This is a genomic window from Rhizobium sp. P2_G2 (assembly GCF_056403555.1).
On record NZ_JBFUFF010000078.1, the window covers coordinates 16,396 to 32,893 of the forward strand.

Annotated in this window: 13 protein-coding genes; 10 read left to right on the forward strand and 3 right to left on the reverse strand. The window is 61.4% G+C overall.

What is annotated here, in order from left to right:
• Positions 1 to 168: 168 nt before the first annotated feature.
• From AC1D06_RS32250 to AC1D06_RS32275, 6 genes are all read left to right on the forward strand, one after another.
• The gene (locus tag AC1D06_RS32250) at positions 169 to 777 is read left to right on the forward strand and encodes a TetR/AcrR family transcriptional regulator (protein ID WP_477877757.1); all 609 of its coding nucleotides are present in this window, start codon (positions 169 to 171) and stop codon (positions 775 to 777) included.
• Positions 778 to 791: 14 nt separating this feature from the next.
• Positions 792 to 1,922, forward strand: a complete 1,131-nt coding sequence (locus AC1D06_RS32255; RefSeq protein ID WP_477989970.1) for an efflux RND transporter periplasmic adaptor subunit — start codon at positions 792 to 794, stop codon at positions 1,920 to 1,922.
• Between the two features lie 60 nt (positions 1,923 to 1,982).
• Positions 1,983 to 5,135 carry an efflux RND transporter permease subunit gene (locus tag AC1D06_RS32260; RefSeq protein ID WP_477989971.1) on the forward strand — a complete coding sequence of 1,051 codons (3,153 nt, stop codon included), beginning with the start codon at positions 1,983 to 1,985 and terminating at the stop codon, positions 5,133 to 5,135.
• 147 nt (positions 5,136 to 5,282) lie between these two features.
• Entirely contained in the window at positions 5,283 to 6,299 is a 1,017-nt protein-coding gene (locus tag AC1D06_RS32265; RefSeq protein ID WP_477877754.1) for an iron ABC transporter substrate-binding protein, read from the forward strand.
• Positions 6,300 to 6,376: 77 nt separating this feature from the next.
• The gene (locus AC1D06_RS32270; RefSeq protein ID WP_477989972.1) at positions 6,377 to 7,966 is read left to right on the forward strand and encodes an ABC transporter permease; all 1,590 of its coding nucleotides are present in this window, start codon (positions 6,377 to 6,379) and stop codon (positions 7,964 to 7,966) included.
• A complete protein-coding gene (locus AC1D06_RS32275) occupies positions 7,963 to 9,039 on the forward strand; it encodes an ABC transporter ATP-binding protein (protein ID WP_477989973.1) in 1,077 nt (358 codons plus the stop codon). Before AC1D06_RS32270 ends, AC1D06_RS32275 begins: the two co-directional genes overlap by 4 nt.
• A 7-nt stretch (positions 9,040 to 9,046) precedes the next feature.
• Here the strand turns inward: AC1D06_RS32275 and AC1D06_RS32280 are convergent, their stop codons facing one another.
• The gene (locus AC1D06_RS32280; protein ID WP_477989974.1) at positions 9,047 to 9,391 is read right to left on the reverse strand and encodes a hypothetical protein; all 345 of its coding nucleotides are present in this window, start codon (positions 9,389 to 9,391) and stop codon (positions 9,047 to 9,049) included.
• Positions 9,392 to 9,741: 350 nt separating this feature from the next.
• On the opposite strand from AC1D06_RS32280, the gene AC1D06_RS32285 reads away from it, so the two are divergent.
• The 3 genes from AC1D06_RS32285 (at position 9,742) to AC1D06_RS32295 (ending at position 12,506) form a co-directional block, all read left to right on the forward strand.
• Entirely contained in the window at positions 9,742 to 10,683 is a 942-nt protein-coding gene (locus AC1D06_RS32285; protein WP_477989975.1) for a substrate-binding domain-containing protein, read from the forward strand.
• A 69-nt stretch (positions 10,684 to 10,752) separates the two neighbouring features.
• The gene (locus tag AC1D06_RS32290) at positions 10,753 to 11,739 is read left to right on the forward strand and encodes an ABC transporter permease (RefSeq protein ID WP_477877749.1); all 987 of its coding nucleotides are present in this window, start codon (positions 10,753 to 10,755) and stop codon (positions 11,737 to 11,739) included.
• Between the two features lie 2 nt (positions 11,740 to 11,741).
• Positions 11,742 to 12,506, forward strand: a complete 765-nt coding sequence (locus tag AC1D06_RS32295; RefSeq protein WP_477877748.1) for an ATP-binding cassette domain-containing protein — start codon at positions 11,742 to 11,744, stop codon at positions 12,504 to 12,506.
• Positions 12,507 to 12,906: 400 nt separating this feature from the next.
• Here the strand turns inward: AC1D06_RS32295 and AC1D06_RS32300 are convergent, their stop codons facing one another.
• Both AC1D06_RS32300 and AC1D06_RS32305 read right to left on the reverse strand, forming a co-directional pair.
• Complete coding sequence (locus tag AC1D06_RS32300; RefSeq protein ID WP_477989976.1) at positions 12,907 to 13,992, reverse strand: hypothetical protein; 1,086 nt, start codon at positions 13,990 to 13,992, stop codon at positions 12,907 to 12,909.
• Between the two features lie 18 nt (positions 13,993 to 14,010).
• Positions 14,011 to 15,030, reverse strand: coding sequence for a LacI family DNA-binding transcriptional regulator (locus AC1D06_RS32305; protein WP_477989977.1), 1,020 nt, complete (start codon positions 15,028 to 15,030; stop codon positions 14,011 to 14,013).
• 234 nt (positions 15,031 to 15,264) lie between these two features.
• Between AC1D06_RS32305 and AC1D06_RS32310 the strand changes: the two genes are divergently transcribed.
• Positions 15,265 to 16,344 (forward strand): fatty acid desaturase family protein, encoded by a 1,080-nt coding sequence (locus AC1D06_RS32310; RefSeq protein ID WP_477882824.1) that lies wholly within the window; start codon positions 15,265 to 15,267, stop codon positions 16,342 to 16,344.
• Positions 16,345 to 16,498: the final 154 nt, after the last annotated feature.

Below are 16,498 nucleotides of genomic sequence, written 5' to 3' on the forward strand. Positions count from 1 at the left end.
CTCCTGTTTCGCCAGACAGAAACAGGAGTTTGCGACAGTGATGTGACAATCGCGTGACCGTTCGCAGATGCAAAAATTTCTTGGCTTTGACATATTGACGGATTTTGTCAGTCATATTATAAGTGACGAAAATTGAAATTCGTCACTCGTAAATCGAAGGCGATCTCCATGATCGAAATTCTCGACACGCCGGCCGAGATGCAGCGTCAGGAAAGCGTCACCCGCATCCTCGACAGCGCCGAGCGGCTGTTCCGCCATTATGGCTATTCGAAAACCAATGTCGCCGACATTGCCAAGGATCTGGGCATGTCGCCGGCCAATATCTACCGCTTCTTTGCCTCCAAGGTGGAGATCCACCAGGCGGTCTGCGGCCGGATGCTGCTGCAGGCCTATAATATCGCCAGATCGATCCTCAGCCAGAAGATCAGCGCCGAGGAACGGCTACGGCAATGGATCCACGCGTTCCACAAGATGACGCTCGAAACCATGATGGACGACGAGAAGGTTCATGAAATGGTGGTCGTGGCCCTGGAACGCGACTGGCATGTCATCGATGCCCATATCAATCGTGTCCACGACCTTGCTGCCGATGTCATCCGTGAAGGCATCGAGAGCGGCGAGTTTCGCCAGATGGATGCGGATTCGGCGTCGCGCTGCTTCGGCGCCGCTACCGTGATCCTTTGCCATCCCCAGATGGTCGCCCAATGCCTGCACAAGACCAACCGGGCCACGCCCGACGAACTGATCGACTTCGCACTTAAAGCCCTGAAGAAATAACAATGGAGGCGGATATGAATTCGCTCGATCTCGCAAGCATGACGCGGGCAACCGCCGCTGGCATTCTCCTCGTGAGCGCTTTGGCGCTTGGCGCATGCAGTGAAAAGAAAGCTGAAAACGATGCGGCGGCCGTCATTCGCCCGGTCAAGGTGGTCGAAATCGCCAAGGCCAGCAATGTCCGCGAACTCGAATATTCCGGTGCGGTGAAATCGCGCACCGAGATGAATCTCGGCTTTCGCGTTGCCGGAAAGATCACCGAGCGCCTTGTCGATGTCGGTGACCGGGTGAAGCCGGGCACGGTCGTTGCCCGCATCGATGCGACGGACTACCAACTGGCCGTCAATTCGGCACAGGCCAATCTCGATGCGGCACAAAAGGCGGTCGAGACGGCTGATATCGCCAACAAGCGGTCACACACCTTGTTTGCCAAGGATGCCGTGCCGAAGGCGCAGGTCGAACAGGCGCAGCTGACTTATGATCAGGCTGCTGCGACCCGCACGGCGGCCGCCGCATCGCTCGACCAGGCGAAGAACCAGATGAGCTATGCGGAGCTGAAATCCGACCGAGACGGCATCGTCACGATCATCGACGCCGATCGTGGCCAGGTGGTTGCCGCCGGCACGCCGGTGCTGACCGTCGTCGCCGACGATGAGAAGGAAGTGCAGATCGCCGTTCCCGAAAACGACATTGCCGAATTCAAGCCTGGCAAGGGCGTCAAGGTCAGCTTCTGGTCGGACGCCACGCTTTCGCTCGATGGCAAGGTGCGGGAAGTCTCTGGAAGCGCCGACCCGCAGTCGCGGACATTCTCGGTCCGCGTCAGCCTGCCGGACGATCCGCGCGTATTGATCGGCATGACCGCCAATGTGGTCGCCGATGTCGCGGCTGGTGCCGATCAGATCACCGTGCCGCTGTCGGCGCTGGCGGAGAGGGACGGCGGTAAGATCGTCTGGACCGTCGACCGCACGGCCGCCACGGTGCACGCCCGGTCGGTGCAAGTCGCCGATTTCACCGGCGATGGCGTCGGCGTCACCCAGGGGTTGAAGCCCGGCGACATCGTCGTCTCGGCTGGCACGCAGTTCATGACCGAGAACCTCAAGGTCAAATTGCCTGACATCATCGGCAAGATGACGGCTGATCTCTTCTAGCACGCGCGGCGCGCCGAGCGCGCCCGCAGTCCACGATCCTCGCAACGCGGAACCACGCCGATGTCATCTGTTTCCCAAGAGGGCAAGCAGCCCTTCAACCTGTCCCGCTGGGCCATCGGACATCCCTCCATCGCCCGCTTCCTGTTTGGCCTGATCATCCTGACCGGCGTGTTCGGCCTGATGAATATGGGGCAGAAGGAAGATCCGGATTTCACTTTCCGCGTCATGGTCGTGCAGGCGATCTGGCCGGGCTCCTCGATCCAGGACATGGAAGACCAGGTCGTCAACAAGATCGAGCGCAAGCTGCAGGAAGTGCCGCATCTGGATTGGGTGAAATCGTTCACGCGCGCCGGCAATGCGATCATCACCATCCAGATCAAGGGCGACACCAATAGCGCCGACGTCGCCGACGCCTTCTATCAGGTGCGCAAGAAGGTCGGCGATATCTCCAGCGACCTGCCGCAAGGCTTGCTCGGCCCCTATTTCAATGACGAGTTCGGCGACACTTTCGTCACGCTGCATTCGCTCTCCGGCAAGGGTTTCAGCTATCCCGAGCTGAAGAAATTCGCCATCCAGGCGCGCGACATGCTGCTGACGACGCCGGGCGTCGAGAAGGCGGTCATCATCGGCGACCAGCCGGAGAAGATCTATATCGACGTTTCCTCCAAGGCGCTGGCCGAACGCGGCATCACGATCCCCGCTCTGCAGAATGCCATCAAGGGCCAGAACAATATCGACCCGGCCGGCAGCGTCGACACCGGCACGCGCTCGGTGCGCATCTCGGTCGAGGGTGCGGTCGACAAGGTCGAGGACATCAAGAACCTGCGCCTGATGGCCGGCGGCCAGGTCACCCGGTTGGGTGACATCGCCACCGTGACATCAGGCCTAGAAGATCCCTACCAGCGTAAATATCGCTTCGACGGCGAGGACAGCGTCCAGATCGGCGTTGTCATGGCCAAGGGCTTCAAGGTCACCGATGTCGGCGCCAACGTGGAGAAGACCTACAAGCGCTTCGAAGCGTCGCTGCCCTATGGCGTCGAGGTGCATCAGATCGCCGACCAGCCGAAGGTCGTGACCGACGCGGTCAGCGAGTTCATGGAAGCGCTGGGCGAGGCCTTGGCGATCGTGCTGGTCGTCTCCTTCGTGTCGATCGGCTGGCGTTCCGGCCTCGTCATCGCCATCACCATCCCACTGGTGCTCGCGGCGACCTTCGGCATCATGTTCGAGCTTGGCATCGAGTTGCAGCGCATCTCGCTCGGCGCCCTGATCATCGCACTTGGCCTCCTGGTCGACGATGCGATGATCGTGGTCGAGATGATGGAACGAAAGCTGGAGGAGGGGCTGCGCAAGGTCGATGCCGCAAGCTTTTCCTATACCTCTACCGCCTTCCCGATGCTGACCGGCACGCTGATCACCACGGCCGGCTTCATCCCGGTGGGCTTTGCCGCCTCCACGGCCGGTGAATATGTCCGTTCGCTCTTCTATGTCGTTGGCATCGCGCTGGTGACGTCGTGGTTCGTGGCGGTCTATTTCACCCCCTGGCTCGGCAACATGATCCTCAAGCAAAGGGCGCATGCCGGCCAGCATCACGATGTCTTCGATACGCGCTTCTATCGTGGCCTGCGGCATACCGTGAGTTGGGCGGTCCGGCATCGGGTGATCGTGCTGCTTTTGACGCTCGGCACCTTCGCCACCAGCCTCTGGGCCTTCCAGTTCATCCCGCAGAACTTCTTCCCGCAGTCGTCGCGGCCGGAAATCCTGGTCGACCTCTGGCTGCCCGAGGGCACGTCGATCAAGGAAGTCGAGACCCAGGCCAAGGCGCTGGAAACGAAGATCATGCCCGATCCGGACAAGAAATTCGTCGCCACCTATATCGGCGAGGGCGCGCCGCGCTTCTTCCTGCCGCTCGACCAGCAATTGCGCAATCCGAACTTCGCCCAGCTTCTGGTCATGGCCAATGACGAGCCGGCCCGCGAACGGCTGATCGTCAAGCTGCGTGCCATCCTCGCCCAGGACTTCCCGTCGATCCGCGGCAAGGTTGACCGTCTCTTCCTCGGCCCGCCGACCGGCTGGCCGGTGCAGATGCGCGTCATGGGTCCGGATCGTGCCGAAGTGCGTAAGATTGCCGACCAGGTTGAGGCGAAGTTCGCCGCAAACCCGCTGCTCGGCGCCATCCATGACGACTGGCTGGAGCCGGTGCCTGCGATGAAGCTGGTGGTCGACCAGGATCGGGCGAGGGCGCTCGGCGTCACCTCGCAGCGCATCCGCCAGATGCTGCAGGAGACCATGTCCGGTGCGCCGCTCGACGATTTTCGCGATGGCGAGGAGACGGTGTCGATCGTCGCCCGTGAGCCGGATGCGAGCCGCAAGCTGCTGACTTCGGTCGACTCCGTCTCTATTCCGACCGACAACGGCACTTTCGTGCCGCTGTCGCAGGTCGCCAAGGTGGTGCCTGTGATGGAGCAGGGCATCGAATGGCGGCGCAACCGCCTGCCGACCATCTCCGTCCGTGCGACGCTGCCGGATGGCGTGCAGTCCAACGATGTCGTTTCCAAGATGTATAAGGACATGCAGCCGCTGCGCGACAGCCTGCCGGCCGGCTACAGTATCGAAGTGCAGGGCAGTCTCGAGGATTCGGTGACCAGCCAACAGTCGATCGCGGCCAAGGCGCCGGTCATGCTGGCCGTCATCATCATCCTGCTGATGATCCAGCTGCAGCATTTCGGCAAGGCGATGCTGGTTTTGGCGACAGGTCCGCTTGGCATTATCGGTGCGGCGGGGGCGCTGCTGATCTCGGGTGCGCCCTTCGGCTTCGTTGCCATCCTCGGCGTCATCGCGCTGCTCGGCATCATCATGCGCAACTCGATCATCCTCGTTGACCAGATCGACCAGGATATCGCGGCGGGCATGGATCGGTCAGAGGCGATCATCGGTGCGGCCGTTCGCCGCTTCCGGCCGATCACGCTGACGGCGCTGACGGCGGTGCTGGCGCTGATCCCGATCTCGCGCGGCGTCTTCTGGGGACCGCTGGCCTATGCGATGATGGGTGGCATCCTGGTCGCGACCCTGCTCACCATCTTCGTGCTGCCCGCCGGCTATGCCCTGTTCTTCGGCCGCGCGCCGAAGCGCAAGGACCCGCCGGCCGAGGAGCAGAGCGACGACAAGACGATCGAAGCCGGCAATGTCTACAAGTTGCCGCTGGCAGCCGAATAGAAATCTGCCTTGATCTGGCGCATGGAGAGGCAGGCATTTTGCTCATAGGTGGAATGCCTGCCCGCGACATAAATTAACTTGACTGCATACGTCATCTTTCCATAAGTGGGCCGCAATCTTCAAGTAATGCCCACTTTGGAGGGTCACATGCCAAGCCGATTCCTGCCCCAACTGATCGCCGGCGCCTTTGCGCTGACAGCGTTCTTCCTGCCGCTCAGCGCCAGCGCCGCCGATAGCGACGGCATCCTCGTCTACAATGCCCAGCACGAGGCGCTGACCCAGGAATGGGTGGACGGTTTCACCAAGGCGACCGGCATCAAGGTGACGGTGCGCAACGGCTCCGACATGGAGTTCGCCAACCAGATCGTCCAGGAGGACGACTCAACGCCGGCCGATGTCTTCCTGACCGAGAATTCTCCCGCCATGGCGCTGGTCGACCGCGCCGGCCTGTTCGAGCCGCTCGACAAGGACATTCTCGCCGAAGTGCCGCAGGCCTATCAGCCCGAAAACGGCAAGTGGGTCGGCATTGCCGCCCGCTCCACGGTATTTGCCTATGACAAGACCAAGCTGAAGCCCGACCAACTGCCGAAGTCGATGGACGATCTGATCAAGCCGGAATGGAAGGGCCGCTGGGCGGCTTCTCCGTCGGGCGCGGATTTCCAGGCGATCGTTTCTGCCTATCTGCAGCTCAAGGGCGAGGATGCGACCAAGGTCTGGCTCAAGGGGCTCAAGGAAAACGCCGTCTTCTACAAGGGCAACACCACCTGCATGAAGGCGGTGAATTCYGGACAGGTCGAAGGTGCGCTGATCTATCACTACTATTTCATCGGCGATCAGGCCAAGACCGGTGAGAACAGCAAGAATGTTGACCTCCATTATTTCAAGCTCCAGGATCCGGGCGCCTTCGTCAGCATTTCCGGTGGCGGGGTGCTGGCGCCGAGCAAGCATAAGAAGGAAGCCATGGCTTTCCTGAAGTGGATCGTCGGCGAGGGCGGGCAGGATGTGCTCAAGAACGGCACGTCCTATGAATATGCGGTGGGCAATGGCGCGCAATCGAACGCCAAGCTGGTGCCGCTTGCCGATCTCGATGCGCCCAAGGTCGAACCGTCGAAGCTCGATAACAAAAAGGTGACAGACCTGATGACCGAGGCAGGCATCCTTTGAAATTCTCTGAAAATTGTGCTTAAGAGCACGAACAATGCCACGGAAGCGCTTCCGTGGCATAATTTTTGGCAGACGACATGCATGCTGTGATCGACAAGGACGAGCTTCTCGCCGCACCGCCCCCCGTGGCGTTGCCGGCCAGGGCAAGCATGTCGGCGCCGCCGTTCGTCAAGATCGCTGCCATCGTCGTTTCGCTCTTCATGCTGCTGCCGCTCGGCTACATCGTCTGGGCGACGATCGACACCGGCTGGAGCGAATCGATCGCGCTGGTTTTGCGTCCGCGCGTCGCCGATTTGACGATCAACACGGTCTTCCTGGTGCTGTTCACCGTGCCGATCTGTGTTGTTCTGTCGGTCGCGCTCGCCTGGTTGACCGAGCGCAGCAATCTGCCGTTTGCGCGTCTCTGGAGTTGGACGGCGGTTGCGCCGCTGGCTATTCCGGCCTTCGTCCATTCCTATGCCTGGGTCAGCGTCAAGCCTGACATGGCGGGGCTTTCGGCCGGCATCTTCATCTCCGTGCTCGCCTATTTTCCGTTTCTCTACCTGCCGGTTTCGGCGACGCTGCGGCGGCTTGATCCAGGGCTGGAGGACCAGGCGGCATCGCTCGGCCTGACGCCGTCGGAAATCTGGCTGCGCGTCGTGCTGCCGCAATTGCGCGTGGCGATCTGCGGCGGCAGCCTGCTGATCGGGCTGCATCTGCTGGCCGAATACGGTCTCTATGTGATGATCCGCTTCGACACGTTCACCACGGCGATCGTCGATCAGTTCCAGTCGACCTATAGCAGTTCGGCCGCCAAAATGCTGGCCGGTGTGCTGGCGGTGTTCTCGATCCTGCTGCTCGGCACCGAATTCGGCCTGCGCGGCAACCGGCGCTATGCCCGCCTTGGGCCGGGTGCTGCGCGGAAGCGTGTGCGGTTTTCACTTGGGAGCTGGACGCCCGCAGCACTGGCCTTGCCGATCCTGTTGGCGCTGCTGTCGATCGGCGTGCCGCTGTTCACGCTGACGAAATGGCTTCTCGCCGGCGGCGCGGAAATCTGGAAATGGGATGAAATCGGGTTTGCGCTCTACCAGACCGCTTATCTGGCGGTGATCGGCGGTATTCTGACGACGCTGGTGGCGATCCCCACGGCCTGGCTTTCCATCCGCACACCCGGCCGTTTGTCGCACCTGATCGAAGGCTGCAACTATCTCACCAGCGCGCTGCCGGGCGTGGTCGTGGCGCTGGCCATGGTGACGATCACCGTGCGTTTTGCCCATCCCTTCTACCAGACGCTGGCGACGATCCTTGCGGCCTATATGATCATGTTCCTGCCGCGAGCGCTGGTGAGCCTGCGGGCCGGCCTGTCGCAGGCGCCGGTCGAGCTCGAATGGGCGGCGGGCAGCCTCGGACGGTCGCCTTTGCATGCCTTCTGGTCGATCACCATCCGCCTTGCGGCGCCGGGCGCCGCCGCCGGCGTGGCGCTTTCGGCGCTGGGTATCATGAACGAATTGACGGCGACGCAGATGCTGGCGCCGAACGGCACGCGCACGCTCGCCATGGCCTTCTGGGCGCTTTCCGGCGAGCTTGATTACGCTGGCGCAGCACCCTATGCACTGCTGATGGTTCTCTCGTCGCTGCCGCTCACCCTCATTCTTTATCATCAGTCCAAGAGGATGGCCGGAAGGTGACGYTCCTGCAGTTGAAAGGTCTCGTGAAACGCTTTGGTGCGGTCACCGCGCTCGATGGCGTCAGCCTCAGTGCCAATGCCGGCAGCCGCACCGCGATCGTCGGGCCATCCGGCTCCGGCAAGACGACGCTGCTGCGCCTGATTGCCGGTTTCGACGTGCCGGATGCCGGCACGATCACGCTCAATGGCGAAGACCTGGCGCAGGGCAAGCAGACCAAGCCCGCGCATCTGCGCGGCATCGGCGTCATTGCCCAGGACGGCGCGCTGTTTCCGCATCTCTCCGTCGGCGACAATATCGGTTTCGCAATCCCCCGCGACGAGAAGAACCGCGCCAGCCTGATCGCCGGCCTGGCCGAGACTGTCGGTCTCAACCAGGCCATGCTCAAGCGTCGCCCGGACGAACTCTCCGGCGGCCAGCAGCAGCGCGTGGCGATCGCCCGCGCGCTTGCCCGCAAGCCCAAATTGATGCTGCTCGACGAGCCGTTCTCCGCGCTCGATACCGGGCTGCGTAGCGCCATGCGCAAGGCGGTCGGCGAGGTTCTCGACAATGCCCAGGTGACGACGATCCTCGTCACTCATGACCAGGCGGAGGCGCTTTCCTTCGCCCATCAGGTGGCGGTGATGAACAATGGGGTCATCATCCAGGCCGGCGCGCCGCGCGAACTCTATTTCCGCCCCGAAAGCCGCATGGTGGCCGAATTTCTCGGCGAGGCCGTGATCGTACCGGCGCGCATCGAGGGCGGGGTGGCTTCGACGGTGCTCGGCGCCTTGCCGGTTCACCAGAATCATGCGGGGAGTGCCTCGCATGTGATGATCCGGCCCGAGCAGATCGCCGTCCGCCGTGGCATTGCAGGCGCGGATGCGGATGGCATTCTGGCCAAGGTGGCCGCCACCGAATTCGCCGGCGCCCAATGCCTGATGACTCTGGATCTCATTCAGCCGGCTGCCGGCTTCAACGGCGAGGGTGCTCTGCGCCTGCCGCAATTCGTCTTGCACGCCTCGGCGTTCAGCCTGCCTGAGCCAGGCGAGACAGTGTCGCTTGCGGTAAACGGCAGCGTTCACGCCTTCGATTGAGCGTCGCTCAACGCAAATAGAAGACCAGGTTTCCGTTAAAACCCTGCTGGATCGCCACGACGTTGACGATCTGGACTCCGCGTGCGCGCAGTGCGTCGGCCAGCGCCCTGTTCTGGCGAATGCCGGCCTGCAGCGCCTCGACCTGATCCGGAAAGCTGCTTGTCCAGTTCTCCAGCATCGCCCTCAGCCCGTCGAAACGGTCCATCTGATCGATCCGAATGACGGAGAAATGCTGGCCTTGCCATGCATGGATCGGCGTGCGGGCAAAGAATGCCGGCTCGGCATCGGCGACAGGTGCTGCAAGCGCCAGCGCAAGGGCGGACAGGAGGGTGATGGTGCTGGTCTTCGTCATCGCATGAATCTCCGGATGGCGCAGGCGACGCGCCATTCACTCATATGGGTTGTTCCGAATTCGAGGCAAGCTATCCCGGATCTGATCGCAACGGCATGCCGTCGCGTCATCGATGCTGCGTTTGCAGCTTGACATCAAATCAAAATGAGGCTTCAAAATGCGTTGACTGACATCAAATGCATGGCTGCCTGATCGTTTCGGAGCAGATCTCCGGGGCTCAACTGCATTCATGGGTTGTATGATGACGTTTCGCCGCCTGGAGGGGCGGCGATCGCGGTGCGGTTTTCGCCGTCGCCGCACGGGAGAGAAAAGCGGGTCGAATGGGTCGGCTCGATTGGAGGAGGATACTCATGCTCAGAAGGACTTTTCTTGGCATCGCCGCGGCGGTGACCATCGCGGCCGGTGCATTCTCGCCGGCGCTTGCGGCAGGCAAGACGTTTTACTGGATTTCGCACGGCGCCCCGACCGATCCGGTCTGGACGTACTTTCTCGCCGGCGCCAAGCAATGGGAGAGCGACACCGGCAACAAGGTGAACACCTCGTTCCATAGCGGAGACGTGCCGTCGCAGCAGGAAGCCGTGCGTGCGGCCGTGGCCGCCAAGGCTGATGGCATCGTTACATCCAGCCCCGATCCGGGCAGCCTGGTGAAGGTGGTCGACGAAGCCCGCGCCGCCGGTATTCCGGTGATCAACATCAACACGCCGGACCCGACGGTGAAGTTCAATGCCTATGTCGGCATGGACCTGCAGAAGGCCGGCGCACAGTGGGCGAAGTATCTCGTCGACCACAAGCTGGTGAAGAAGGGCGACTTCGTCTGGATGCCGGTCGAGGTGCCCGGCGCCACCTATGGCGTGCAGGAAGAGCAGGGTATCGCCACGGTGTTCAAGCCGCTCGGCATCACCTGGGAAGTGACCGACACGACGCTCGACCAGGCTGAAATCATCACCCGCATGAGTGACTATCTGACCGCCAACCGCGCCAAGGTCAAGGCGATCATCGGCCTGGGCGACCTCGTCACCGGCTCGGTCAAGCGCGTCTTCGACCAGGTTGGCGTCAAGGCCGGCGAAATCCCGGCTGTCGGCTGGGGCAACAGTCAGGACACGACGCAGGAAGTCATCGGCGGCTATGTGAATGCCGCCATGTGGCAGGACCCGCAGGCGACCAGCTATATCGGCCTGTCCATGGCCGCGATGGCGGCCGACGGCATTCCTCCTGGCTTCAACGTCTATGTCGGCACGCTCTACGAGAAGGATGCCGCGCCGCTCTACGACAAGATCATGTCGGCGAAGTGATTTGCCGCGCGTGTGCCACCCGGCCTTGACCGGCCGGGTGGATTTCGAGGCTTCTGCTGGCGGATATCCATGAACAATCGCACATTTCTGCAGCGCTTCATCGGCGCGCCCGAATTCGGCCCGCTCGTTCTCCTGATCGTTGAAATGGTTGTCTTCGCAGCTATCAATCCTGCTTTCCTGTCGCCGCTGAATATCTCAAACACTTTGGCGTTCACTGTCGAGCTCGGGATGATCTCGCTTGCGATGACGTTGCTGATGACGGCGGGAGAATTTGACCTCTCTGTCGGCTCCGTGTTCGGCTTTTCCGCCGTGATAATGTGGACTTTCCATAATGTAGGCTCCATGCCCATATGGGCTGCCTTCCTGATCGCCATCGCGATTGCGCTGTTCATCGGCTGGGTGAATGGCGCCTACGTCACACGATTGAAGGTGCCATCGTTTCTCGTCACCCTCGGCATGCTGCTGATCGTGCGTGGCTCGGCGCTCTATATCACCAGCGGTTTTCCCCAGCGTCCCGGGAGTGCCGAAGGTTCCGTCTTCGCGGATGTTCTCGTTGGCGACTTCTATATCGGTGGTTTTCGGGTCTACATGTCCGTTCTCTGGTTCATACTGTTCACCGTCATAACGCACTACCTGCTAACGCGGACCAGAGCCGGCAACTGGATTCAGGCCTCCGGCGGCAACGCCAATGCGGCGCGCAATCGCGGTGTCAATGTCGATCGCGTCAAGGTTATGCTGTTCATGTTCTCAGCTGCCATGGCTGCGTTCGCAGGCATTACGTCTTCGATACGCGTGAGCACCGCCAATCCAAACAGCGGTACGGGCTACGAACTTGAAGTCATTGCCATGGTGGTGATCGGCGGCACCGTGTTGACCGGCGGACGCGGTACGATCCTCGGCACGGTGCTGGGCATCTTCATCCTTCGCCTGATGCGCAACGGCATTGTCATGGTCGGCGTGGACGGACTTGCCTACAACATCTTCATCGGTGCGATCATCCTCGGCATGATGGCGCTGCATTCCTGGCTCGAACGCCGTCACAATGCGGGGACCTGATCATGGCAGAAGAACTGATCCGCATGGAACATATCGACAAATATTATGGCCGCGTGCATGCGTTGCGCGATGTCAGCCTGAGGGTCGACCGGGGCGAGGTTGTCGGCCTTCTGGGCGACAACGGCGCCGGCAAATCGACGCTGATCAAGGTGCTCTCGGGCGCCGTGCCGATCACCAGCGGCGACATCTATGTCAAGGGCCGGCGCGTCGAGATGCATTCGACCACGGATGCGATCAAGAATGGCATCGAGACGATCTACCAGGATTCAGCGCTGGTGCCGCAGCTCTCCATTGCCCGCAACCTGTTCCTCGGCCGCGAGCCGCTGAGGGGGCCGGCCATTCTCAACCGGCTTGACCACGAGGCGATGAATTCGGTGGCGCGCGATCTCCTGAAAAAAGTGGGCATCACCAAGGACATCCCGCCGAACACGCCGATCGGTTCGCTCTCCGGCGGCGAGCGCCAGGCGGTGGCGATCGCCCGCGCCATGCATTTCGACAGCGACCTGATCATCCTCGACGAGCCGACCAACAATCTCGGCGTGGCGGAGACGCAAGGAGTGTTGCGCTTCGTGCGCGAGGCGCGGGACACCGGCCATTCCTGCATCTTCATCGCCCACAACATCCACCACGTTTTCCAGGTGGTGAGCCGCATCATCGTCATGCGTCAGGGCAGGGTGGTGGCGGACGATATCGATCCGAAGAAGACGACGATCGAGGAAGTGGAGCGGGTGATCACCGGCGAGGAGTTGCTGGCGGTGGTGCATTGAGGGTGTGGGGTGAGTTGATGCGCCGAGCTCTTCAAACTGGTGGATGAACGTTAGCCCCTCACCGGCAAAATCAAGGGGTTAGCAAATGCGTCTGCTGGCTGTGTTAATCGCCAGGTTTGTTTCGCATTCGCTAACCCCATGATTTTGCTTCCTCTCCCGCAAGGGGAGCGGTAAAATCGCGGCTACCTCGCGGCCAATCGCGACGTTGCGAATGTGGCAAAGGCGGTGCCACTGTTCTTCCTCGCCCCTTGCGGGACAGGAAGCAATTTCATGCATTTAGCCTTTGCGTCCGTGACGAAGGCCAAACCCGGGAGGGTTGCTCGCAAAGACTAAGTGCTTGAAATTGCAGGTGAGGGGCTCATGAGACGCACTCACATGAAAACAAGCAGCTAAAACATCTTTAAATCAGCCCCTCGAAATATCGACCCAAGAACGGCAGCGTAACACTCCCGCCGCCGACATCACGTAGCGTCAGCAGCTCGTTCATCGCCTCGATGCCGACAATCTCCCGCCAGCCGCTCGGAACCCTGATCGCACCGAAAGCGTAGCGAATGACCTGCTCGCCACCGAATTCAACACCGGTTGCCTGACCGATCGGCGATGGCGCCGAGACATCCGAGAACCAGCCTGTCGCGTGCGCTGGCGTTGCCGCCTCTTCGATGCCGACCACAGCAAGGTGACGGCTATTCCAGGGGGAATAGCTGCGGCCGCCATTGCTCATCCAGAGAATGGTTTCCGGCAGTTTTGTCGCATCCTTGACGGCGAAGAAGACGAAGCCGTCCTTTGCCGCCACTGCCGCAGACCAGCCGAGCTTGTTGTCTGGCACTTCCACCTGCACCGACAGGTCTTCATGGCCGGTATCGAGGGGATAGACGCTGGCGTCCACCGTGTGGCCATCCCTCAGTTTCACCGCCTTCAGCGTCTCGAACCGTTGTGGATAGGCGAAGATACTGTTGCCGCGGGCCGGGTCTGTTTCCAGTGCAACCTCCGGCGTCTTGCCAAAGGATTTCGGCGAAAAGCTCAGCTGTGCGCCGCCCGGCACATGGATCATCGCGTGATGGGCGACCGGAATCTTGCCCGTGCCGCCGCTGAAGACATGCCGTTGATAAACGATCGGCTGGCCCGCAACGAGGGTGATCTCTTTGGACAGGCTTGCGCCGCTGATCGTCTGTTCGAGCTCGTAACGCGCCGTCACCGCGCCATTCGCCGCCTCGGTTTGGCCAGCGGCCTTCCAACTGCCATTGGCCGACCACCCGTGGATCGGAGTGTCTGCTGAAAAATTGCCGAAGGGGGCGCAGAAGAAGTCGCCGGCGAGTCGCTTTTCGATTGGTGCCACGCTTTCCGGCAATGCTTCGCCTGAGCGGACCCAAGGCGCGCGATGCAGCGGCTCAAGCGGGCCATCGGCGGTGTCGACCACTAGCCTGTCGATCGTGCCGCCGTCGGGGTTGAAATCCAGCGCGATGCCATTTGCGGCGATCCTGTCCATGGATGGCTCTCCTGATTGTCAGATTTCGTTGGGGATGTTTTCAGCGAACACCGTCTGGATGCGCACCGTCGTCTGCGAAATATCGCTCTCGCCGCGGACGGCGCGCATCAGCCGGTCGATCGCATCGCGCGCCTCGACGCGGGCATTCTGGTCGATGGCCGCGTCCATGATGCCGTCGAGCAGGAAGCAGCGTGTGTCCTCAGTGAGGTCGTGGCCGATGAAGACGATCTCCTTGTCGCGCTTGTGCTCGACGAGCGCCCGGGCAATGCCCTCGGAGCCTGCGCCGATGCAGTAGATGGCCAGGAGGTCGGGATAGTCGCGCAGGAGCGCGCTGACTTCCTGATAGGCGCGTTCCGGATCCTCGCGGATTTCGCGCGGTGCGATGATTTCCATCGCCGGAAAGCGTTCCTGCAGGATATGGCGGAAACCCATTTCGCGCTCTTCATGGCCGCGATAGGCGAGCGCACCGGCGATCAGCGCCACCTTGCCGCGCGCGCCGGGCAGGAAGCGGCCGATGAGATAGCCGGCGAGACGGCCGGCGGCGCGGTTGTCGATGCCGACATAGCTGACGCGCCCGACATGGCTGATGTCGGAGACCAGCGTCAGCACGGTGACGCCGTTGGCGATCAGCTTGCGGACTGCCTCGCGCACCAGCGGGCTGTCGAGGCCGATCAGGCCGACGCCCCGGCTGACCGGCCGCAGGCTGTCAAGTTTCAGCGCGATCTCCTCGGGCTCGATGCCGGAAAGACGGTGAACAAAAATCTCGGCGTCGTTGCGCTGGGTCGCCTGGCGTTCGAGATGCTGGGCAAGGTCGGCGATGAAAGCGTTGGTGCCACCCGGCAGCACGAAATCGAGGCGTATCGTATCTGYCGGGCTCGCTTTTTCAGTCTCGCCGGACAGCTGGCCGACGATGTTCATCACGTGCAGGCGGGTATGTTCCTGCACACCGGGACGGTTGTTGAGGACTCTGTCGACAGTTGCTTTGGAAACGCCGGCGATGCGCGCAATCTCATCCAGTTTCGGACGGGTTTTCTTCACGAATGGCCTCATCGTCGCGCAGGCCGTCGCTGCTCCGACCGCACTGAAAAATCTCATCAAAATGAGGTATTAGCCGGAACTCCGGTAAATTTCCAGTGGCTTAGCGATATTGCCGTCTTACATTTCGGAAGTTGCAGTCATCCCCTGCGTTTGGCTTCGCTTGACAGTGGGTGGTCGATTTCTGTAACCTCATAATGAGGCGTAATAAAAGATCATTTTGAGTTGATTGATTCCATGGAGCCCACATCACGCGATTACAGCCTGATCGGCCGGGACACGGCGCGGGCCGAGGCCTGCGGCCTCGCCGCCGCCGAATGGTATGCCTGTCCGATCGAGCGCAAGCAGCTCAAGGAACTGATGAAGCGCAGCGACGGCCCTGGCATTCGCGACACGATCATCTGGTTTGCGGCGCTGATCATGTCCGCGGCCGGCGGCATCTGGTTCTGGGGCTCTTGGTGGGCCGTGCCATTCTTCCTGGTCTATGGCGTGCTCTGGGGGTCGTCGAGCGACAGTCGCTGGCATGAAGCCGGCCACGGCACGATGTTTCGGACACGCTGGATGAACGACGTGCTCTACTATATCGCCAGCTTCATGATCCTGCGTGAGCCGACCGTCTGGCGCTGGAGCCATACAAGGCATCATACCGACACGATCATCGTCGGTCGCGATCCGGAAATCGCCGTGCCGCGGCCGCCGGATATTTTCGGCATCTTCCTCAATTTCTTCGGCATATTGAGCGCCAGGGCTTTGATCATAAAACTCTTCCACCATGTGCAGGGGAAGCTGCTGGAGGAGGAGAAGACCTATATTCCGGAGATGGAGCGGCCGCGCGTCTATCTCGTTGCCCGCATCTATGTGGCGATCTATGTCGCGGTGATCATCGCCTGTCTCGCCATGCGCAGCATCCTACCGGCCATGCTGGTCGGGCTGCCGTCACTCTATGGTGCCTTTCTCGGTGTCTATTTCGGGCTGACGCAGCATGCAGGTCTCGCCGAGGACGTGCTCGACCATCGGCTGAACTCCCGTACGGTCTACATGAATCCGATCTTTCGTTTCCTCTATCTCAATATGAACTATCATGTGGAACATCACATGTTTCCGATGATTCCGTACCATGCGCTGCCGAAGCTGCATGCGGCGATCAAGGACGATTGCCCGACACCCTATCCCAGTACGATTGCGGCCTATCGCGAGATCATCCCGGCGCTGTTTCGGCAACGCAAGGATCCGCGCTGGCATGTGGTGCGGCAGCTGCCGGCGCGCGCCAAGCCGGTGCCCTACAATCACGAGACCATTCTCAAGCCCGCGGAGTGAGCATGTTCACCAGCCAGCCGACCGTCGCCGACCTGCTCGCGCTCAAGGGCAAGCGGCAGCTTTCCAAGCTCAGGGTGGAATCGATCGAGGAGGCGGCTGCGGCGCATGCGGCTGATATCGACATGCTGTCGGTGACGCCTGAAGTCGTGATGCA

Coding starts and splice junctions, on each gene's coding strand:
- AC1D06_RS32280 (WP_477989974.1), bottom strand. CDS start 9,391: ATGACGAAGACCAGCACCATCACCCTCCTGTCCGCCCTTGCGCTGGCG.
- AC1D06_RS32285 (WP_477989975.1), top strand. CDS start 9,742: ATGCTCAGAAGGACTTTTCTTGGCATCGCCGCGGCGGTGACCATCGCG.
- AC1D06_RS32310 (WP_477882824.1), top strand. CDS start 15,265: ATGGAGCCCACATCACGCGATTACAGCCTGATCGGCCGGGACACGGCG.
- AC1D06_RS32300 (WP_477989976.1), bottom strand. CDS start 13,992: ATGGACAGGATCGCCGCAAATGGCATCGCGCTGGATTTCAACCCCGAC.
- AC1D06_RS32270 (WP_477989972.1), top strand. CDS start 6,377: ATGCATGCTGTGATCGACAAGGACGAGCTTCTCGCCGCACCGCCCCCC.
- AC1D06_RS32250 (WP_477877757.1), top strand. CDS start 169: ATGATCGAAATTCTCGACACGCCGGCCGAGATGCAGCGTCAGGAAAGC.
- AC1D06_RS32290 (WP_477877749.1), top strand. CDS start 10,753: ATGAACAATCGCACATTTCTGCAGCGCTTCATCGGCGCGCCCGAATTC.
- AC1D06_RS32255 (WP_477989970.1), top strand. CDS start 792: ATGAATTCGCTCGATCTCGCAAGCATGACGCGGGCAACCGCCGCTGGC.
- AC1D06_RS32260 (WP_477989971.1), top strand. CDS start 1,983: ATGTCATCTGTTTCCCAAGAGGGCAAGCAGCCCTTCAACCTGTCCCGC.
- AC1D06_RS32295 (WP_477877748.1), top strand. CDS start 11,742: ATGGCAGAAGAACTGATCCGCATGGAACATATCGACAAATATTATGGC.